Raw genomic sequence first — 19,047 nt, 5'->3', positions numbered from 1 at the left:
CCTTAGATGTCGCCGAAGAAGCGCTTCATGCCGTCGAACCAGCCGCTGGCCTTGGGCGAGTGGGAACTGTCGCCTTCCAGCGACTTGCGGAACTCTTCCAGCAGCTCGCGCTGGCGCTTGTCCAGGTTGACCGGCGTTTCCACCGCCACCTTGCACAGCAGGTCGCCGGCACCACCGCCGCGCACCGGCGCCACACCCTTGCCACGCAGGCGGAACAGCTTGCCGGTCTGGGTGCCTTCCGGGATCTTCAATTTGACCCGGCCATCCAGGGTCGGCACTTCCAGCTCGCCGCCCAGCGCCGCGTCGGCGAAGCTGATCGGCACCTCGCAGTACAGGTGCTTGCCGTCACGCTGGAAGATCGGGTGCTCACGCACGTTGACCACCACATAGAGGTCGCCAGCCGGTCCGCCATGGGAGCCCGCTTCACCTTCGCCAGTCAGGCGGATGCGGTCGCCGGTATCGACGCCTGCCGGCACCTTGACCGACAGGGTCTTGCTCTCTTCCACGCGGCCCTGGCCGTGGCAGCTGCCACAGGGGTCGGTGATCATCTTGCCGCTGCCGTGGCAACGCGGGCAGGTCTGCTGCACCGAGAAGAAGCCTTGCTGCATGCGCACCTGGCCGATACCGCCGCAGGTGGTACAGGTCACCGGGCTGGCGCCCTTCTTGGCACCGCTGCCATCGCAGGTCTTGCAACCGACCAGGGTCGGCACGCGAATGGTCACGGTGGTGCCGCGCACCGCCTCCTCCAGGTCCAGCTCGAGGGTGTAGCGCAGATCCGAGCCGCGCTGAGCGCCGCCACGCGAGCCGCCACGACCGCCGCCGCCGAAGAAATCACTGAACACATCGCCGAAGATGTCGGAGAAGTTGGCGCCACCGAAGCCGCCGGCACCGCCGCCACCCATCTGCGGGTCGACGCCGGCGTGACCGTACTGGTCGTAGGCCGAGCGCTTGCCGGCATCGGAGAGCACTTCGTAGGCCTCGTTGGCCTCCTTGAATTTCTCTTCCGCGGCCTTGTCATCCGGGTTGCGGTCCGGGTGGTACTTCATCGCCAGGCGGCGATAGGCCTTCTTCAGGTCCGCCTCGCTGGCGCCGCGCTCCACACCGAGCACTTCGTAAAAGTCACGTTTGGCCATAAATCCTTAACACCTCTGATTCACAGGCTCCAGACACGCCAACGCGGGAGCAAGCCCCCGCGCGGAGAATCGCCAGCCGCATGAGCGGCTGGCTGGCACCTTAAGTAAGCGGGCTTACTTGTTGTCCTTGACCTCTTCGAACTCGGCGTCGACCACGTCGTCACCGGCGTCCTTGGCATCATCCGCGCCCTGGGCGGCAGCGCCCGGTTGCGGCTGCTCGGCGTACATCTTCTGCGCCAGCGGAGTGGTGGCCTCGGACAGGGCGTTGATCTTGGCCTCGATGGCCTCCTTGTCGTCGCCCTTCAGCGCAACTTCCAGCTCGCCGATGGCCTTCTCGATCGCCGCCTTCTCGTCGGCAGTGGCCTTGTCGCCCGCCTCGGTGATCATCTTGCGAGTGGCGTGGACCAGACCGTCGCCCTGGTTGCGGGCCGCGGCCAGCTCCTCGAACTTGCGGTCTTCCTCGGCGTTGGCCTCGGCATCACGTACCATGCGCTCGATCTCGTCGTCGGACAGACCGGAGTTGGCCTTGATCACGATGGACTGCTGCTTGCCGGTGGCCTTGTCTTTGGCGCCGACATGCAGGATGCCGTTGGCGTCGATGTCGAAGGTCACTTCGATCTGCGGCACGCCACGCGGAGCCGGCGGAATCTCGGCCAGGTCGAACTTGCCCAGCGACTTGTTCTGCGCGGCTTGCTTGCGCTCGCCCTGCAGCACGTGGATGGTCACGGCGCCCTGGTTGTCGTCGGCAGTCGAGAACACCTGCGACTTCTTGGTCGGGATGGTGGTGTTCTTCTCGATCAGCGCGGTCATCACGCCACCCATGGTTTCGATACCCAGGGTCAGCGGGGAAACGTCGAGCAGCAGTACGTCTTTCACGTCACCGGCCAGAACGGCGCCCTGGATCGCAGCACCGATGGCCACGGCTTCGTCCGGGTTGACGTCCTTGCGCGCTTCCTTGCCGAAGAACTCGGCAACTTTCTGTTGTACCAGCGGCATGCGGGTCTGGCCGCCGACCAGGATCACTTCGTCGATGCTGCCAACATCCAGACCGGAGTCCTTCAGCGCGATGCGGCACGGCTCGATGGTACGAGTCACCAGCTCTTCAACCAGGGCTTCCAGCTTGGCGCGGGAAATCTTCACGTTGAGGTGCTTCGGACCGGTCGCATCGGCAGTGATGTACGGCAGGTTGACGTCGGTCTGCTGCGCGGACGACAGCTCGATCTTGGCCTTCTCGGCAGCCTCTTTCAGACGTTGCATGGCCAGCGGATCGCCCTTCAGGTCGATGCCGGACTCTTTCTTGAATTCGTCGACGAGGTAGTCGATCAGGCGGATGTCGAAGTCCTCACCACCAAGGAAGGTGTCACCGTTGGTGGCCAGTACTTCGAACTGGTGCTCGCCATCGACTTCGGCGATCTCGATCACCGACACGTCGAAGGTACCGCCACCCAGGTCATAGACGATCACAGTGTGGTCGCCCTTGGCCTTGTCCATGCCGTAGGCCAGCGCAGCCGCGGTCGGCTCGTTGATGATGCGCTTGACCTCGAGACCGGCGATGCGGCCGGCGTCTTTGGTGGCCTGGCGCTGGCTGTCGTTGAAGTAGGCTGGAACGGTGATCACCGCCTCGGTCACTGGCTCGCCGAGGTAGTCTTCGGCGGTCTTCTTCATCTTCTTCAGCACTTCCGCAGAAATTTGCGGCGGTGCCATTTTCTGGCCCTTCACTTCCACCCAGGCGTCACCGTTGTCGGCCTTGGCGATCTTGTACGGGACCATCTTGATGTCTTTCTGCACGACGTCTTCATCGAAGCGACGGCCGATCAGGCGCTTCACCGCATACAGGGTGTTGTGCGGGTTGGTCACGGCCTGACGCTTGGCGGACTGGCCAGCGAGGATCTCGCCATCATTGGTGTAGGCGATGATCGACGGCGTGGTGCGCGCACCTTCGGCGTTTTCGATGACCTTGACGTTACCGTTTTCCAGAACTGCGACGCAGGAGTTGGTAGTCCCCAGGTCGATACCGATGATTTTGCCCATATTCTTTCTCCCGAAACTTTGGATTCTCCGCAGCCCTGCTTCAGTGGCTGCGGCAGCAAATAAACGCTTGATCTAACAGATGGGGCTGATCGCCCGGATTTCAAGCCTGCTCGTCGATGGACGGCGGCGGCGCGATCGGCGCCTTGCTCACCACGACCATGGCCGGGCGCAGCAGACGGCCGCTGAGCAGGTAGCCCTTCTGGAACACCTTGAGCACGGTATTCGGCTCGACATGGGTGCTCTCTTCCATCGCCATGGCCTGGTGGTGCTCCGGATTGAACGGCGTGCCGTGCGGATCGACCGCCTCGAGCTGGTAGCGCTTGAGGGTGTCATGGAACAGCTTGAGGGTCAGTTCCATGCCCTCGCGGATCGCCTTGCTCGACTCGTCGCTGGCACTGGTCAGTTCCAGGCCGCGCTCCAGGCTGTCGACTACCGGCAGCAGGTCGTTGGCGAATTTTTCCAGGGCGAACTTGTGCGCCTTCTCCACGTCCTGCTCAGCGCGACGACGCACGTTCTGCAGGTCGGCGGCCATGCGCAGGGATTGATCCTGGGCGGCGGCCAGCTGCTCTTCGAGGGTCTGCACACGGGCAGCCAGCTCGTCGCCAGCGGGCACTGCGCCTGCCAGTTGCTCTTCTGCGGTTGCCGTATCCAGGTTCTGTTCGTCTGCCATTGGGTCCTCCTGTGATTGCTTGGCGGGTTCTGGCCCGCGCTTCTGTTCGCCTATATGGGGGGCCGGACACAGGGTTTCAAGGGTTATTGCCGAGACGAAACAAAACACTGTATAAATAGCCAGCACAACTCTCTGGGAGCGCTCTCCATGCTGGTGCACCTGTCGATTCACAACTACGCCATCGTCGAACACCTCGACCTCGAACTGCAGCGCGGCATGTCGGTGATCACCGGCGAGACCGGCGCCGGCAAGTCGATCATGCTCGACGCTCTCGGCCTGGCCCTCGGCGACCGCGCCGACAGCGGCGTGGTGCGCCCCGGCAGCGACAAGGCCGACATCCTTGCCAGCTTCGACCTGGAAGACATCGCTGAGGCCCGCGCCTGGTTGGCCGAGCGCGACCTGGACAACGACGGCCCGTGCATCCTGCGCCGCGTCATCACCAGCGAGGGCCGCTCGCGCGGCTACATCAACGGCGCACCCTGCCCGCTCGGCGACCTCAAGGCCCTGGGCGAGCTGCTGATCGACATCCACAGTCAGCACGAGCACCAGTCACTGCTCAAACCCGACACCCACCGCCGCCTGCTCGACGAATACGCCGGCAGCCAGGAACTCGCGCGCCAGGTACAGCTGGCCGCCCAGCGCTGGCGCCAGACCCGCCAGGAACTGCAACGCCTGTCCTCCAGCGGCGACGAGCAACGCGCCCGCCACCAACTACTCAGCTACCAGCTGGAGGAGCTGGAGAACCTGGCCCTCGGCGACAACGAGCTGGAACAGCTGGAGCAGGAACACAAGGCCCTGAGCAACTCCGAGCAACTGCTCGGCGCCTGCCGCCAGGTGCTCGAGCTGTGCAGCGAGAGCGACGCCGGCAACGTACTGTCGGCGCTCACCGCCAGCCTCAACCGCCTCGGCGGCTTCGCCGACCAACCTGCCCTGGGCGAGGCCACCAACCTGCTGGCCAGCGCGCAGATCCAGGTGGAAGAAGCCGTCGGCGAACTGAATCGCTTCATCGACCATTTCGATGCCGACCCGCAGCGCCAGCAGTTCCTCGAGGAGCGCCTGGACGCCATCTACGGCCTGGCCCGCAAGCACCGCGTGCAGCCCTTCGAGCTGGCCGAGCTGCAGCAGCGCCTACTGGAAGAGCTGGAAGGCCTGAACGCCGACGACGAGGCCGTCGAGCGCCTCGGCGAGGAACTGGCCGCCTACTCCCGTCACTACCAAGAGAAAGCCGGCGAGCTGAGCGCCCTGCGTCAGCAGGCCGCTACCCGCCTGGCCGCCGCAGTGCAGGAAGAGATGCAGGCACTGGGCATGCCCGGCGGCCGCTTCAACATTGAATTAATGGCCGGCAGCAGCGATGAGCCGCAGCCCCAGGGCCTGGAGCAAGTGGAGTTTCTGGTCAGCGCCAACCCCGGCCAGCCATTGAAGTCCCTGGCCAAAGTGGCCTCCGGCGGCGAGCTGTCGCGCATCAGTCTGGCCATCCAGGTGATCACCGCGCAGACCTCGCGGGTGCCGACCCTCGTGTTCGACGAGGTCGACGTCGGCATCGGCGGCCCCACGGCCGAAGTGGTCGGTCAGTTATTGCGCCGTCTCGGCGAGCGCGGCCAGGTACTGACCGTGACCCACCTGCCGCAAGTCGCAGCCCAGGGCCACCAGCACCTGTTCGTGCACAAGGCACGCGGCAAAGACAGCACGCAGACCGCAGTGGCCAACCTGGCACCGGAAGGCCGCGTCGAGGAGATCGCGCGCATGCTCGGCGGCGTCGACCTGACCGAGGAGTCCCTGGCCCATGCTCGCAAGATGGTGACCAAGGCCCAGGCCTGAAACAGCGGCAATGAAAAAACGGCAGGACGACCGTTTTTCACGGCGAAGCCGCCCGAAGGATGGCGCACATGGATGTGCGCCATGAAAAAGGCGCCCCGCGAGGCGCCTTTTCTTTATCCAGTACTGGCTGCGCTTACTTCTTCTTGCGCACGTACAGCACCAGATTGTGATCGACCAGCTCGAAACCGTGCTGCTTGACGATTTCCTTCTGCAGCTTCTCGATCTCCGGATCGAAGAATTCGATCACCTCGCCGGAGTCCACGCAGACCATGTGGTCGTGGTGGCCGCCATCAGCCAGTTCGAATACGGCGTGGCCGCCATCGAAGTTGTGGCGCTCGACCAGGCCGGCTGCCTCGAACTGAGTCAGAACGCGGTAGACGGTGGCCAGGCCGACGTCTTCACCAGCCTCCATCAGGGCCTTGTACACGTCTTCGGCGCTCATGTGGCGCTGACCGGAAACGGTCGAGTCCAGCATCTGCAGAATCTTCACGCGCGGCAGGGTGACCTTCAGGCCAGCCTTGCGCAGTTCGTTGTTTTCAACCATGGTCGGCTTTCTCGTGCTTGCTGCTTCGCAGCTCCCGTTAATGCGGGTATGATCGGGGTTTAATTTGCCCAGCCAAGATAGTGGAAGTCACCCACCGATGCAAAACACCAAGCTCTTGCTGCCCAGCCTCACCCTCGTGGGTCTGTTCGCACTCGCCGGCTGTTCGTTTCCCGGGGTTTACAAAATCGACATCCAGCAGGGCAATGTCGTTACGCAGGACATGATAGACCAGTTGAAGCCTGGAATGACCCAGCGACAAGTGCGGTTTATCATGGGTAACCCGATGATCACTGATACTTTCCACGCCAAGCGCTGGGATTATCTGTACAGCATCCAGCCGGGCGGTCGTCAGCGTTATCAGGAACGCATCAGCCTGGAGTTCGACGGCAACGATCAGCTGATCGGTCTGGCCGGCGACTTCATGCCTGGCGTCAGCCGCGACCAGGAAATCCTCGGCGAAGACACCGGCACCACCACTCCGCAGAGCCAGCCGCAACCGCAGGCCGAAGAGCCAGCCAAGCCGGGCTCGCTGCTGGAGCAGATCCAGAACGAAGTCGACTCCGCCGAGCCGATTCCGGTTCCGATTCCGGAGCCGCTGGACCCGCAGCCGCAGTAAGTACGGCGCACAGAAAAAAGCCCGGCCAATGCCGGGCTTTTTCATGCCTGCGCGATCACTCGGTCTGCTGCGCCGCCCTGGCCTTGGCCGCTCGCGCCTTGCGCACTTCCTTGGGGTCAGCCAGTAGCGGCCGGTAGATTTCCACGCGCTCGCCAGCCTCCAGCACACGCTCTTCCGGCTTGGCCAGCACCTTGCCGAAAATCCCCAGCGCAGCGCCGGCCAGGTCGAGACCCGGAAAATGCTTGTCCATCGCCGAGCGCAGCGCCGCCTCGCGCGCAGTGGTGCCAGGCGGCACGCTCAGGCTCAGCAGCTTCTGCTCGCCAGCCAGGGCATACACCACCTCGACCACAATCTCAGCCATTGAGCTGCTTGGCCCGCTGGCAGAAGGCATCGACCATGGTGTTGGCAGCCTGGGTGAACAGCGGACCGAGCGTCGCCTTGACCAGCGCACCGGCGTAATCGAAGGTCAGGTCCAGGCTGATCTTGCAGGCCTTATCACCGAGAGCCTTGAACTCCCACAGACCATGCAGCTGGGAGAAGGGGCCGCTTTCGAGGCGCATCTCGATGGACTTGCCCGGCACCAACCGATTGCACGTGGTGAACTGCTGACTGACACCACCCTTGGCCACAGTCAGGGTCGCGCGCATCTCGCTCTCGCTGGCCTCCAGCACCTCGGACGCCGCGCACCAGGGCAGAAACTGCGGGTAGCTGGCCACATCGTTGACCAGGTTGTAGAGGGCCTGCGCCGGATAAGGCAACAGGGCCGAGCGTTGAATGCGGGTGCTCATCAGCCTTGGATTCCTGAACTGCTGCACCGGCCTGCCGGCGCCACGGAGCGCGCATTGTGCGGAATTCGACCTGCCCCCTCAAGCGCACCTGTCGCCACGGGCGCATCGACTCCCTATAATGCGCGCCCTATGGCCAAGCAGAAGAAACATCCCACCGGGACCATCGCGCTGAACAAAAAGGCGCTGCACGACTACTTCATCGAACACAAGTTCGAGGCCGGCCTGGTCCTGTCCGGCTGGGAAGTGAAGAGCCTGCGCGCCGGCAAGGCGCAGCTGGTAGACAGCTATATCCTGCTCAAAGATGACGAAGCCTGGCTGATGGGTTGCCACATCACCCCGCTTAAGACTGCCAGCACCCACGTCATCGCCGACCCGACACGCACCCGCAAGCTGCTGCTGAACAAGCGCGAGCTGGACAAGCTGTTCGGCTCGGTACAGCAGAAGGGCTACACCTGCGTGGCCCTGTCGATCTACTGGAAGGCGCACCTGATCAAGTGCGAGATCGCCCTGGCCAAGGGCAAGAAGGACTTCGACAAGCGTCATACCGAGAAAGAGCGGGACGCCGATCGCGAGGTCCAGCGTGCCATGCGCACCAAGGGCAAGGGCAACCAGGACGAGTAAGGGCGCCAAGGCGCCCTTTCTTCTGCCTGCTAGAAACCTCTGCGCTGCGACCTGGCCAACCGCTTGGCCTCTTGCTGCGCCTCCTCCAGCACTTCCTGCACATAGTGGATGTGGTGGTGCGACAGATCGCGCGCCTCCTCGGCGCGACGCCCGATGATCGCCTCGAACAGCGCCTGATGCTGCGCGCGCAGCTGGTCACGCGTCTCGCTGCGCTGCAGGTACATACCGCCGATATTGGTCACCACGTTGTGCTTGAGCAGGTCGAACAGGCCGCGAATGGTGTGCAGCAGCACGGCGTTGTGACTGGCCTCGGCGATGGCCAGGTGGAAGCGCGCATCGGCCGCGCCCTCCTCCGCCCGGCTGGCCTTGCTGTTCGGCGCATAGCAGCGCTGCAGCTCGTCGAAGGCGGCCTGCAAGCGCTCGTGGTCGACCGGCGTGGCGCGCTGCGCTGCATAGAAGGCGCAGGAGCCCTCCAGCGTGTGGCGGAACTCCAGCAGGTCCCGCTGCGCATCCGGATTGCTCTCCAGCAGGTGCAGCAGCGGATCGCTGAAGGTCGAGCCCAGCTCGGCCGCCACGTAGTTGCCGCCACCCTGGCGGCTGACCAGCAGCCCCTTGGCCACCAGCTTCTGGATCGCCTCGCGCAGCGACGGGCGTGACACGCCGAACTGCTCGGCCAGCATCCGCTCCGCTGGCAGGCGCTCGCCCGGCTTGAGCGTGCCCTCGAGGATCATCGACTCGAGCTGACTGACGATGTCGTCCGACAGGCGGCGCTGCCGCACCTGACCGAATGTCATACCACTTCCACCCTCACTTTCCGCACCTCGTGGCTACTGCCACGGCATTTGCCGGGCAGCCTAACCAGCCCCGCCCGACGTCACAAGCTATGCGACATGAGCACCCTACTCGACCAAAGTCGCAGGCGCACAAATTGACATGCCAAGAGCCAGGCTTTTACCCTGAGCGCCTGGCTTTGTAAATTGGTATTACCAATTATCTCAAGTCATCGAGTCGCTCGATCTGCCGCCGCCAGGCCAGAAGCCTGTCGATCACCGAGCGCAAGGCACCTCCAAAAACAACTAGGGAGCCACCCGCAATGCAAACCTGGCAACAGATCTATACCCCGCTCGGCAGCCTTGGCCTGTCGGCGCTCGCCGCACTGATCCCGATAATCTTCTTCTTCCTGGCCCTGGCCGTGTTCCGCCTCAAGGGCCACATCGCCGGCACCATCACCTTGGCACTGTCACTGCTGGTGGCGATCTTCGCCTTCGGCATGCCGGCTGAGAAAGCCTTCGCAGCAGCCGGCTACGGCTTCGCCTACGGCCTGTGGCCGATCGCCTGGATCATCGTCGCCGCGGTGTTTCTCTACAAACTCGCGGTCAAGAGCGGCCAGTTTGAGGTGATCCGCAGCTCGGTGCTGTCGATTACCGACGACCAGCGCCTGCAGGTGCTGCTGATCGGCTTCTCCTTCGGCGCCTTCCTCGAGGGCGCGGCCGGCTTCGGCGCGCCGGTGGCGATCACCGCCGCCCTGCTCGTCGGCCTCGGCTTCAACCCGCTGTACGCCGCCGGCCTATGCCTGATCGCCAACACCGCACCGGTGGCCTTCGGCGCCCTGGGCATCCCGATCACCGTGGCCGGTCAGGTCACCGGCATCGATGCGTTCAAGATTGGCGCCATGACTGGCCGCCAGCTGCCGCTGCTGTCGATCATCGTGCCGTTCTGGCTGGTGGCGATGATGGATGGCTGGAAAGGCGTGAAGGAAACCTGGCCGGCCGCGCTGGTCGCCGGTGGCAGCTTCGCCGTCACCCAGTACTTCACCTCCAACTTCATCGGCCCGGAACTGCCGGACATCACCTCGGCCCTGGTCAGCCTGATCAGCCTGACCCTGTTCCTCAAGGTCTGGAGCCCGCGTCGCGCCGAAGACAGCGAAGTGGTCGGCGTCTCCGGCGGCGGCGCCACCCTGGGCGGTTTCGGCGGCCAGAGCGGTGCCACCCCGTCGCCGTACAGCTTCGGTGAGATCCTCAAGGCCTGGTCGCCCTTCCTGGTGCTGACCGTGCTGGTCACCATCTGGACCCTCAAGCCGTTCAAGGCCCTGTTCGCCCCGGGCGGCGCACTGGAGAGCTTCGTCTTCCTGTTCGCCATCCCGCACCTGGACCAGCTGGTGATGAAGGTCGCGCCGATCGTTGCCGCTCCCACCGCCATCCCGGCCGTGTTCAAGCTGGACCCGATCTCCGCCACCGGCACTGCGATCTTCTTCTCGGCCCTGATCTCCATGCTGATCCTGAAGATCGATATCAAAACTGGTCTGACCACTTTCAAGGAAACCTTCATCGAGCTTAAGTGGCCGATCCTGTCGATCGGCATGGTGCTGGCCTTCGCCTTCGTCACCAACTTCTCCGGCATGTCCACCACCATGGCCCTGGTCCTGGCTGGCACCGGCTCGCTGTTCCCATTCTTCTCGCCGTTCCTCGGCTGGCTGGGCGTATTCCTGACCGGCTCGGACACCTCGTCCAACGCCCTGTTCGGCTCGCTGCAGGCCACCACCGCGCACCAGATCGGGGTCAACGACACCCTGCTGGTAGCGGCCAACACCAGCGGTGGCGTGACCGGCAAGATGATCTCGCCTCAATCCATCGCCGTGGCCTGCGCTGCCACCGGCATGGTCGGCAAGGAATCCGACCTGTTCCGCTTCACCCTCAAGCACAGCCTGATCTTCGCCACCTTCGTCGGCCTGATCACTCTGGTCCAGGCCTACTGGCTGACCGGCATGCTCGTGCATTGATGAGCGACCCGCCGGGCCGCGAGGCCCGGCATCTTCATTTCGGGAAACTGCCTCCATGATCATTTCCGCCTCCACCGACTACCGCGCCGCCGCGCAGCGCAAGCTGCCGCCGTTCCTGTTCCACTACATCGACGGCGGCGCGTACGCCGAGTACACGATGCGGCGCAACGTCGAGGACCTGGCCGGCATCGCCCTGCGGCAGCGCGTGCTGAAGAACATGTCCGAGCTGAGCCTGGAAACCGAGCTGTTCGGCGAGAAGCTGGCCATGCCGGTGGCCCTGGCCCCGGTCGGCCTGACCGGCATGTACGCCCGCCGCGGCGAGGTGCAGGCGGCAAAGGCGGCGGCGGCCAAGGGCATCCCCTTCACCCTGTCCACCGTCTCGGTCTGCCCGATCGAGGAAGTGGCACCAAGCATCGACCGGCCGATGTGGTTCCAGCTCTACGTGCTGAAGGACCGCGGCTTCATGCGCAACGCCCTGGAGCGGGCCAAGGCTGCCGGCGTCACCACTCTGGTGTTCACCGTCGACATGCCCACCCCCGGCGCGCGCTACCGCGACGCCCATTCCGGCATGAGCGGCCCGAACGCCGCCGCGCGGCGCATGCTGCAAGCCGTTACCCACCCGGCCTGGGCCTGGGACGTGGGCGTGCTGGGCAAGCCGCACGACCTCGGCAACATCTCCACCTACCGTGGCAACCCCACCGGCTTGGCCGACTACATCGGCTGGCTGGGGGCCAACTTCGACCCGTCGATCTCCTGGAAGGACCTGGAATGGATCCGTGAATTCTGGGACGGCCCGATGGTAATCAAAGGCATCCTCGACCCCGAAGACGCACGCGACGCCGTGAAATTCGGCGCCGACGGCATCGTCGTGTCCAACCACGGCGGCCGCCAGCTCGACGGCGTGCTGTCCAGCGCCCGCGCCCTGCCAGCCATCGCCGACGCGGTGAAGGGTGAGCTGAAGATCCTCGCCGACTCCGGCATCCGTACCGGCCTCGACGTGGTGCGCATGCTCGCCCTCGGCGCCGATGGCGTGATGCTCGGCCGCGCCTTCGTCTACGCCCTGGCCGCAGCCGGTGGTGCCGGCGTGAGCAACCTGCTCGACCTGTTCGAGAAGGAGATGCGCGTGGCCATGGTCCTGACCGGCGCCAAGTCGATCGCCGACATCAGCCGCGACTCGCTGGTGCGTGAACTGGGCGTCTGACGCCCAGCCCTCCGTGCCCTACCCGGGCGCGGAAACGCCGCCGGCGCACACATATGCCGGTGGCGCAGCCGGACTGGCCGATAGGTCCGCCGGTGTAGCCCACAATAAGATCCAGCGAGCCGCCACAAGCGGCCCGCACCTACCGTGAAACATGGAGCACGCATGAGCCTGCCCGCCGCCTTCCTCGCCGAAGTCCACCGTCTGATCCCGCGCGAGCGCCTGTTCGACGACCCACTGTCGACCCTGGCCTTCGGCACCGACGCCAGCTTCTACCGGCTGATTCCTAAGCTGGTCGTGCGGGTCGAATCCGAGGCCGAGGTGGTGCGCCTGCTCGAACTGGCCAGCACCCAGCGCGTGCCGGTGACCTTCCGCGCCGCCGGCACCAGCCTCTCTGGCCAGGCCATCAGCGACTCGGTGCTGATCGTCCTCGGCGACAGCTGGAACGGGCGCGACATCCGCGCGAACGGCGCGCAAATCCGCCTGCAGCCCGGTGTAATCGGCGCCCAGGCCAACGCCTGGCTGGCCCCACTGGGCCGCAAGATCGGCCCCGACCCGGCCTCGATCAACGCGGCGAAGATCGGCGGCATCGTCGCCAACAACTCCAGCGGCATGTGCTGCGGCACGGCGCAGAACACCTACAAGACCCTCGCCGGCCTGCGCGTGGTGCTGGCCGACGGTAGCGTGCTGGACAGCGAGGACGCTGCCAGCATCAAGGCATTCCGCCAGAGCCACGGCACGCTGCTCGACACCCTGGCCGAGCTGGGCCGGCAGACCCGCGCCAACACCGCGCTGGCCGACAAGATCCGCCACAAGTACCGGCTGAAGAACACCACCGGCTTCTCGCTCAATGCGCTGGTCGACTTCGACGAGCCGATCGACATCCTCAACCACCTGATGGTCGGCTCCGAGGGCACCCTGGGCTTTATCAGCGCGGTGACCTACGACACCGTGCCGGAGCACCCGCACAAGGCCAGCGCACTGATCGTCTTCCCCGACGTGGAGAGCTGCTGCCAGGCCGTGCCGCTGCTCAAACAGCAGCCGGTGTCCGCGGTGGAGTTGCTCGACCGCCGCAGCCTGCGCTCGGTGGAGAACATGAAGGGCATGCCCGAGTGGGTGCAGAGCCTGTCGAACGGCGCCTGCGCCCTGCTCATCGAATCGCGCGCCGCCAGCCAGTCGCTGCTGCATGAGCAGATCGGCCAGATCATGGCCGCCATCGCCCACTTCCCGGTGGAAAAGCAGGTCGACTTCAGCGAGGACCCGGCCGTCTACAACCAGCTGTGGAAGATCCGCAAGGAGACCTTCCCCGCCGTCGGCGCCGTGCGCCAGACCGGCACCACAGTGATCATCGAGGACGTCACCTTCCCGGTGGAGCGCCTGGCCGAGGGCGTCAACCGCCTGATCGAGCTGCTGGAGAAACACCGCTACGACGAGGCCATCCTGTTCGGCCACGCCCTGGAGGGCAACCTGCACTTCGTCTTCACCCAGGGCTTCGAAGATCCAGTCCAGGTCGCGCGTTATGAGTCCTTCATGCAGGACGTGGCGCAGCTGGTAGCGGTGGAGTTCGGCGGTGCGCTCAAGGCCGAGCACGGCACAGGGCGCAACATGGCGCCCTTCGTCGAGCTGGAGTGGGGCAGCGAGGCCTACCAGCTGATGTGGACCATCAAGCGCCTGCTCGACCCGCTGGGCATCCTCAACCCGGACGTGGTGCTGTCGGAAGATCCGCAGATCCACCTGAAGAACCTCAAACCGCTGCCGGCCGCCGACGAGATCGTCGACAAGTGCATCGAGTGCGGCTTCTGCGAGCCAGTGTGCCCGTCCAAGGGACTGACCCTGACGCCGCGCCAGCGCATCGTGATCTGGCGTGATATCCAGGCGCGCAAGCGCGCCGGCGTCGACACCACCGAACTGGAAGCCGCCTACCACTACCAGGGCGTGGACACCTGCGCCGCCACCGGCCTGTGCTCGCAGCGCTGCCCGGTAGGCATCAACACCGGCGACCTGGTGCGCAAACTGCGCGCCCGCGACGCCGAGCACGGACGCAGCGCCGACTGGCTGGCCGCGAACTTCCACCGCACCCTGCAGGGCGCACGGGTCATGCTGCACGTGGCCAACGGCGCGCGCATGCTGATGGGCGCACCGCTGCTGGGCAAGACCTCGGCCCTGCTGCACAAGGCCAGCGCCGGCCGCGTGCCGCAGTGGACGCCGGCCATGCCGCAACCGGTGCGCAACCTCGACCTGCCCACCTTCAGCGACGATGCGCGACCACGGGTGGTCTACCTCGCCGCCTGCATCTCGCGCGCCATGGGCCCGGCCTTCGCCGATGCCGAGCAGACGCCGCTGATCGACAAGACCCGTCGCCTGCTGGAAAAGGCCGGCTTCCAAGTGGTGTTCCCCGCAGACTCGGACAACCTCTGCTGCGGCCAGCCGTTCGCCTCCAAGGGCTACCCGGAACAGGCCGAACGCAAGAAGCAGGAGCTGGTCGATGCGCTGCTCAAGGCCAGCCGCGGCGGCCTCGACCCGATCTACTGCGACACCAGCCCCTGCACCCTGCGCCTGATCCAGGACGGCCTCGATTCACGGCTGCGCCTGCATGACCCGGTGAAGTTCATCCGCGAGCAGCTGTTCGAGCGCCTGGAATTCACCCCGCAGGACAAGCCGGTGGCGGTGCATGTCACCTGCTCCACCCAGCACCTGGGCGAGGCCCAGGGGCTGATCGACATCGCCCGCCGCTGCGCCAAGGAAGTGGTGATCCCCGAGGGCATCCACTGCTGCGGCTTCGCCGGCGACAAGGGCTTCACCACGCCGGAACTGAACGCCCACTCGCTGCGCTCGCTGAAGGACGCGGTACAGATCTGCGAGGAAGGCATCTCCACCAGTCGCACCTGCGAGATCGGCCTGTCGACCCACAGCGGCATCGACTACCACGGCTTGGTCTACCTGGTGGACCGGGTCACCCGCCCGCGTGCGCTAGCGCGTTGAGGCGATGCGAGAAAGGTGGAACCCTGCGGCGCGCGATCACGTCCACTGACTAGAGCCCGGCACACCGGGCTCCTGCCATCCCGGATGCGCTGGCCCGCCCGAGCGTCGTTCCATGCGGAACGCGCGGGCGCGGCATAGCCACCCGCTGCGCCGCTCAACCGGCCGGCAGGCTCCGGGCACGACTGGACGATAGAGGACCACCTCATGAAACGTACTGCCCTGCTCTTCACCTGCGCCCTGATGACCGCCCCGGCCTTCGCCAATGACCTGTGCACGGTCAATCTGCAGAAGCTGGACGACGCCGCCGCCACCATGGCGACCATGACCGACCCGCTCAAATCCCAGGTCGCCGACCTGCAGGCCAAGGCCAAGATGGACCAGGCCGCAGGCAAGACCGAGGACTGCGCCAGCAACGCCCAACAGGCGCTGATGCTGCTGGAGAAGGCCGAATCCGGTAACGGCGGCGCCTCCAACTGACGCGCCGGCGGAGCCCACGGGCTCCGCCCTGCCCGCTGCTACGGGCCGCCTATACTCAAGGCTCCCCCGCCCAGGAGCCTCCACCATGCGCCGCGCCACCCTCCTGCTCGCCGCCCTGCTGCTCAGCACCCCGCTCTATGCCATGCACTGCCCCCAAGACATGGCCAAGATCGATCAACTCCTGAAGACCGCCCCCCCCGCCGACCCCGAGGTACTGGCCGAAGTACAACGCCTGCGCGCCGAGGGCGAGCAGCTGCACAAGGCCGGCAACCACAGCGAATCGATGAAGGTGCTGGATGAAGCGCTGAACCTGCTGCAGGCCAGCGAGTAGCCTCAGGCGACCTCGCTGAGCAGCGACACGGCAATCTGCCGCAGCTGCTGCAGGTCCACCGGTTTCAGCAAGCAGGCCTGCGCGCCCTTGGCGCGGGCCTCGTCGAGCACGTCCTCGTCGGAGGCAGCGCTGACCACCAGCACCGGAACCTCGGCCAGGCGTGGATCGGCGCGCATGGCATCGAGGATCTCCAGGCCGCTGCCGTCCGGCAGGTCGAGGTCCAGCAGCACCAGCGCCGGCACCTGCTCGGACAGCAGCAACAGCGCCCGCCGCACCGAGCCCGCACCCGCCACCTCGGCGATACCACGCAGCCCTTCCTGCAACACGCGCAGGCAAGCCGGGTGGTCCTCGACGCACAGCACCTGGGCCAGCGCCTCCGGCACCGCGATCACGCCTGCCGCATCGGTGCGCTCGGCAGAAGCCGGCGCGGCTGCGCTCGGTAGTTCGATCCAGAAGCGGCTGCCCAGGCCCACGTCACTGGAGAAGCCCATCTCGCCGCCCATCAGCTCGGCCAGCTCACGGCACAGCACCAGGCCGATGCCGGTACCGGGAATGTTGGAGTTCTCCCGCCCCAGGCGCTGGAACGGCTGGAACAGCTGGGCCTGTTGCTCGGGGCTGAGCCCCGGCCCGGTGTCGTCGACCGACAGGCGCACGCCACCGGCGCGCACCTCGTAACCCAGGCGGATCATGCCCTGCGGGCTGTTGTACTTCACCGCGTTGGACAGCAGGTTGAGCACCACCTGGCGCAGGCGTCGTGGGTCGGCAAGGACGAACAGCGGCGGATGCGCCTCGGCCTGCAGCTGCAACTGCAGGCGGCGCTGCTGCACCTCGGGCTGGATCAGCTCGGCGCAGCCACGCAACAGCGGGCCGATATCCACCGGCTGCAGCTGCAGTTGCTGCTGGCGGCTCTCGATGCTGGAGAGGTCGAGGATGTCGTCCACCAGCGCGGTGAGGTGACGGCTGGCGTGCACGATCTCCCGCGCGTACTCGGCCTCCTGGTCGCGCTCGGCGCGCTCCTGGGTTTCCAGCTCGATCAGCTGGGCGAAGCCGTGGATGGCGTTGAGCGGCGTGCGCAGCTCGTGGCTCATGCTCGACAGGAAGCGGCTCTTGGCCTGGCTGGCGGCCTGGGCATCCAGGCTGGCACGGCGCAGCTCCTCCTGCACCTGCTTGAGGCGGGTGATGTCGACATGGGTGCCGGCGCCGCGCACCGCACGGCCGCGCTCGTCTCGCTCGATCACCTTGCCGCGGCTCAGCAGCCATACATAGCGACCCTGGGCATCGGCATAGCGGTACTCGGCCTCGAAGAAATCCTCGACGCTGTCGTCGGCCATGCTCAGGCGCAGATGGCGTATGCGCGGCAGATCGTCCGGGTGCACGCGCTGGTTGAATTCGGCGAAGGGCATACACTCGCCCGGCAGGCCGAAGCGCCGTACGAAACGCTCGCTGATGCGGATGCACAGGTCATGGGCATCCACCTCCCACAGGCTCTCGGTGGTGCTCTCGAGCACCAGCTCCAGGGTGCGCTGCACGTGCTGGCGGCTCTCCTCGGAGGCCTGCAGCTGCTGCCCCGCGTGCTGCACCTCGGTTGCCATCTCCGCCATCTCGGCGATCACCGTCGGCGGCGGCACCGGCTTGCGCTCGCCCACGCCGAGGCTGCGCATCATCCCGACGATACCGGCCATGGGCTCGGCCAGCTCGTTGCTCAGGCGCCGCGAGCGCAGCCACATCCAGGTGCCGAACAGCAGGTAGAAGAACGCCAGGCCGGCGATCAGCAGGTAACCGATGGTCTGGTACTGCGCGGCCAGACGGTTGGTCTCGCTGAAGATGTTGGCCTCGTCCACCACCAGCAGCAGGCGCCAGCCGGTCTGCGGAATCTCGCTCCAGGCCATCAGCTGGCCACGGCCGCCCAGCTGCACCTCGACCACCCCGTGGCGCTTGGCTGCCATGCCCTCGAGCAAAGGCTGAAGCCCTGCCTGGCGATTGAGCTTGAAGTCGGCCGGCTTGAGCACCTCGCGGCGCACTGCCTCGGCATAGGAGTAGCTGGTCAGCTCGCGCAGGCCGAAGTCCTTCTCCCCTGCCGCCGGCAACGCCATGATCGCGTTGTCGCCGCCCACCAGCAGCGCATAGCCCTGCCACGGCACCTGCAGGTTGCCGATCTCGTTGAGCATCTGGCCCACGGTTACATCCAGGCCGGCGACACCCTCGAGGAAGTTGTCGCGGTACACCGGGGCGATGGCCGACATCATCCAGCCCTGGCCGGCCGGGTCGAGATAAACCTCGGTCCACACCGTGCCACGCGCCGGGTTGTGCTCGCCGTCGGCCAGGTAATAGAAGTTGTACTGCGGGATGACCATGTCGTGCGGGTACTGCTGCAGCACGTCGAAGTATGGGTAGATGCGGTTGTAGCTGTCCCAGCTGTTGAAATAGACCGCAGCCACCAGCGGGTCGGCCTGACGGATCGAGCGCATCAACGGGTCGACCCGCGACAGGCGCAGGGCCTTGTCGCGGTCCTGGCTCTTGGTGGAGGAGGAATAGAAGGAGGCGGCGCGGCTGTCGTCGCTGCGGCTGTAATACACGCCTTCAGGGGTACTGGCGTGGCGCTCACGCTCCTGCTCGTCCGGCTCGTAGCGGTTGTCGCCCAGGGCCTCGGCCACTGCGTCGCGGTACACGCCAACCTGCGCCTCGATGGCGCGCAGGCGGCTGTCAATCACCTGCCCCTCGCGGCGCACGGCGCTGTCCAGGTCCTGCAATGCGCTGCTCTGCAGGTAGCCGACCTGCGACTCGCGAATGGATTCGTTGGTATAGAGGTAGACGCCGATCAGCACCGACTCCACCAGCACCAGTGGGATCAGCGCGCTCTGCAGGAATGCCCGCCAGATCCAGCGGCGCAGGGGCTTGAGCGGTGCGGGCGGCATCCAGGGCTCCTCGAATTCCAATCTGAAGAGAATGGCACAGGGCCAGTGAACAGCCAGCCCGAGCCGGCATTGTAGCGGCAGAACCGAGGTCGACGGTGGTGAACCTTTGCCGTACACTGCGCGTCCAACCTCGCAAGAGCGTTC

16 protein-coding genes are annotated in these 19,047 nt (G+C 65.8%); 8 read left to right on the top strand and 8 right to left on the bottom strand.

Annotated features, from left to right (window positions below; genetic code table 11):
- Window positions 1-2: 2 nt before the first annotated feature.
- From dnaJ to grpE, 3 genes are all read right to left on the bottom strand, one after another.
- Entirely contained in the window at window positions 3-1,133 is a 1,131-nt protein-coding gene (gene dnaJ, locus PTT45_RS17805; protein WP_273815070.1) for a molecular chaperone DnaJ, read from the bottom strand.
- 114 nt (window positions 1,134-1,247) lie between these two features.
- Window positions 1,248-3,164 carry a molecular chaperone DnaK gene (gene dnaK, locus PTT45_RS17800; protein ID WP_043308815.1) on the bottom strand — a complete coding sequence of 639 codons (1,917 nt, stop codon included), beginning with the start codon at window positions 3,162-3,164 and terminating at the stop codon, window positions 1,248-1,250.
- 100 nt (window positions 3,165-3,264) lie between these two features.
- Window positions 3,265-3,888 (bottom strand): nucleotide exchange factor GrpE, encoded by a 624-nt coding sequence (gene grpE / locus PTT45_RS17795; RefSeq protein WP_273815274.1) that lies wholly within the window; start codon window positions 3,886-3,888, stop codon window positions 3,265-3,267.
- A gap of 93 nt (window positions 3,889-3,981) precedes the next feature.
- Between grpE and recN the strand changes: the two genes are divergently transcribed.
- Window positions 3,982-5,652, top strand: coding sequence for a DNA repair protein RecN (gene recN / locus PTT45_RS17790; RefSeq protein ID WP_273815067.1), 1,671 nt, complete (start codon window positions 3,982-3,984; stop codon window positions 5,650-5,652).
- A gap of 133 nt (window positions 5,653-5,785) precedes the next feature.
- On the opposite strand, the gene fur is transcribed toward recN, so the two are convergent.
- Window positions 5,786-6,196, bottom strand: a complete 411-nt coding sequence (gene fur, locus PTT45_RS17785; protein ID WP_043308818.1) for a ferric iron uptake transcriptional regulator — start codon at window positions 6,194-6,196, stop codon at window positions 5,786-5,788.
- A 97-nt stretch (window positions 6,197-6,293) separates the two neighbouring features.
- On the opposite strand from fur, the gene PTT45_RS17780 reads away from it, so the two are divergent.
- The gene (locus PTT45_RS17780; protein ID WP_273815065.1) at window positions 6,294-6,812 is read left to right on the top strand and encodes an outer membrane protein assembly factor BamE; all 519 of its coding nucleotides are present in this window, start codon (window positions 6,294-6,296) and stop codon (window positions 6,810-6,812) included.
- Between the two features lie 55 nt (window positions 6,813-6,867).
- Here the strand turns inward: PTT45_RS17780 and PTT45_RS17775 are convergent, their stop codons facing one another.
- Both PTT45_RS17775 and PTT45_RS17770 read right to left on the bottom strand, forming a co-directional pair.
- Window positions 6,868-7,173 (bottom strand): RnfH family protein, encoded by a 306-nt coding sequence (locus PTT45_RS17775; protein WP_273815064.1) that lies wholly within the window; start codon window positions 7,171-7,173, stop codon window positions 6,868-6,870.
- A complete protein-coding gene (locus PTT45_RS17770; protein ID WP_273815063.1) occupies window positions 7,166-7,600 on the bottom strand; it encodes a type II toxin-antitoxin system RatA family toxin in 435 nt (144 codons plus the stop codon). Before PTT45_RS17770 ends, PTT45_RS17775 begins: the two co-directional genes overlap by 8 nt.
- Window positions 7,601-7,729: 129 nt before the next feature.
- Between PTT45_RS17770 and smpB the strand changes: the two genes are divergently transcribed.
- Window positions 7,730-8,221 carry an SsrA-binding protein SmpB gene (gene smpB, locus PTT45_RS17765; protein ID WP_273815062.1) on the top strand — a complete coding sequence of 164 codons (492 nt, stop codon included), beginning with the start codon at window positions 7,730-7,732 and terminating at the stop codon, window positions 8,219-8,221.
- Between the two features lie 29 nt (window positions 8,222-8,250).
- Here the strand turns inward: smpB and PTT45_RS17760 are convergent, their stop codons facing one another.
- Window positions 8,251-9,015, bottom strand: a complete 765-nt coding sequence (locus PTT45_RS17760) for an FCD domain-containing protein (RefSeq protein WP_273815061.1) — start codon at window positions 9,013-9,015, stop codon at window positions 8,251-8,253.
- Window positions 9,016-9,314: 299 nt separating this feature from the next.
- Here PTT45_RS17760 and PTT45_RS17755 point away from each other — a divergent pair, with 299 nt between their 5' ends.
- From PTT45_RS17755 to PTT45_RS17735, 5 genes are all read left to right on the top strand, one after another.
- Entirely contained in the window at window positions 9,315-11,000 is a 1,686-nt protein-coding gene (locus PTT45_RS17755) for a lactate permease LctP family transporter (protein WP_273815060.1), read from the top strand.
- A 55-nt stretch (window positions 11,001-11,055) separates the two neighbouring features.
- Window positions 11,056-12,201, top strand: coding sequence for an FMN-dependent L-lactate dehydrogenase LldD (gene lldD, locus PTT45_RS17750; RefSeq protein WP_273815058.1), 1,146 nt, complete (start codon window positions 11,056-11,058; stop codon window positions 12,199-12,201).
- Window positions 12,202-12,363: 162 nt separating this feature from the next.
- Window positions 12,364-15,180: an FAD-binding and (Fe-S)-binding domain-containing protein gene (locus tag PTT45_RS17745; protein WP_273815056.1), complete on the top strand. Its 2,817-nt coding sequence runs from the start codon at window positions 12,364-12,366 to the stop codon at window positions 15,178-15,180.
- Window positions 15,181-15,384: 204 nt separating this feature from the next.
- Window positions 15,385-15,657: a hypothetical protein gene (locus PTT45_RS17740; RefSeq protein WP_273815054.1), complete on the top strand. Its 273-nt coding sequence runs from the start codon at window positions 15,385-15,387 to the stop codon at window positions 15,655-15,657.
- Window positions 15,658-15,742: 85 nt separating this feature from the next.
- On the top strand, window positions 15,743-15,988 hold the full coding sequence (locus tag PTT45_RS17735) for a hypothetical protein (RefSeq protein ID WP_273815053.1): 246 nt from the start codon (window positions 15,743-15,745) through the stop codon (window positions 15,986-15,988).
- Between the two features lie 2 nt (window positions 15,989-15,990).
- On the opposite strand, the gene PTT45_RS17730 is transcribed toward PTT45_RS17735, so the two are convergent.
- A complete protein-coding gene (locus PTT45_RS17730; protein ID WP_273815051.1) occupies window positions 15,991-18,903 on the bottom strand; it encodes a hybrid sensor histidine kinase/response regulator in 2,913 nt (970 codons plus the stop codon).
- Window positions 18,904-19,047 lie beyond the last annotated feature (144 nt).

Origin of the sequence: Pseudomonas sp. Gutcm_11s (genome assembly GCF_028649395.1) — a bacterium.
Lineage (GTDB): Bacteria > Pseudomonadota > Gammaproteobacteria > Pseudomonadales > Pseudomonadaceae > Aquipseudomonas.
The sequence above is the reverse complement of the archived record's forward strand: the minus strand, read 5'-3'. Positions and strand labels throughout refer to the sequence as shown.

Bases quoted from the DNA above. Each gene is read 5' to 3' on its own strand.
- dnaJ (WP_273815070.1), bottom strand. From the start codon at position 1,133: ATGGCCAAACGTGACTTTTACGAAGTGCTCGGTGTGGAGCGCGGCGCC.
- dnaK (WP_043308815.1), bottom strand. From the start codon at position 3,164: ATGGGCAAAATCATCGGTATCGACCTGGGGACTACCAACTCCTGCGTC.
- recN (WP_273815067.1), top strand. From the start codon at position 3,982: ATGCTGGTGCACCTGTCGATTCACAACTACGCCATCGTCGAACACCTC.
- fur (WP_043308818.1), bottom strand. From the start codon at position 6,196: ATGGTTGAAAACAACGAACTGCGCAAGGCTGGCCTGAAGGTCACCCTG.
- PTT45_RS17780 (WP_273815065.1), top strand. From the start codon at position 6,294: ATGCAAAACACCAAGCTCTTGCTGCCCAGCCTCACCCTCGTGGGTCTG.
- PTT45_RS17775 (WP_273815064.1), bottom strand. From the start codon at position 7,173: ATGGCTGAGATTGTGGTCGAGGTGGTGTATGCCCTGGCTGGCGAGCAG.
- PTT45_RS17770 (WP_273815063.1), bottom strand. From the start codon at position 7,600: ATGAGCACCCGCATTCAACGCTCGGCCCTGTTGCCTTATCCGGCGCAG.
- smpB (WP_273815062.1), top strand. From the start codon at position 7,730: ATGGCCAAGCAGAAGAAACATCCCACCGGGACCATCGCGCTGAACAAA.
- PTT45_RS17760 (WP_273815061.1), bottom strand. From the start codon at position 9,015: ATGACATTCGGTCAGGTGCGGCAGCGCCGCCTGTCGGACGACATCGTC.
- PTT45_RS17755 (WP_273815060.1), top strand. From the start codon at position 9,315: ATGCAAACCTGGCAACAGATCTATACCCCGCTCGGCAGCCTTGGCCTG.
- lldD (WP_273815058.1), top strand. From the start codon at position 11,056: ATGATCATTTCCGCCTCCACCGACTACCGCGCCGCCGCGCAGCGCAAG.
- PTT45_RS17745 (WP_273815056.1), top strand. From the start codon at position 12,364: ATGAGCCTGCCCGCCGCCTTCCTCGCCGAAGTCCACCGTCTGATCCCG.
- PTT45_RS17740 (WP_273815054.1), top strand. From the start codon at position 15,385: ATGAAACGTACTGCCCTGCTCTTCACCTGCGCCCTGATGACCGCCCCG.
- PTT45_RS17735 (WP_273815053.1), top strand. From the start codon at position 15,743: ATGCGCCGCGCCACCCTCCTGCTCGCCGCCCTGCTGCTCAGCACCCCG.
- PTT45_RS17730 (WP_273815051.1), bottom strand. From the start codon at position 18,903: ATGCCGCCCGCACCGCTCAAGCCCCTGCGCCGCTGGATCTGGCGGGCA.